Source organism: Xenorhabdus entomophaga, assembly GCF_037996725.1.
GTDB lineage: Bacteria > Pseudomonadota > Gammaproteobacteria > Enterobacterales > Enterobacteriaceae > Xenorhabdus > Xenorhabdus khoisanae.
Map to the genome: position 1 here is coordinate 1 of NZ_JBBMXH010000535.1, position 223 is coordinate 223.

Here is a 223-nt window from a genome sequence, read left to right on the forward strand (position 1 = left end):
CTGTACACCACCCTCTCATTGGATGCACTGACCCGTCATTTTGAACCTTATCTGAACGTTCAGCTGGAAAGCGGTGAAACGGCGCTGTTACGTTTTTACGATCCCCGCGTTCTACATCAAATCCGGGATATTTTCAGTCAGGAACAATTAACCACATTCACACAACCTATTGATGAATGGAATTACTGGCTGGATGGTCAGTTTTATTCTGTGAAAGGAGCGC

1 protein-coding gene is annotated in these 223 nt (G+C 45.3%); it reads left to right on the plus strand.

The features are described 5' to 3' along the window. The coding region (locus AAC854_RS23965) for a DUF4123 domain-containing protein (RefSeq protein ID WP_340619221.1) at positions 1 to 223 on the plus strand (223 nt) is incomplete at both ends.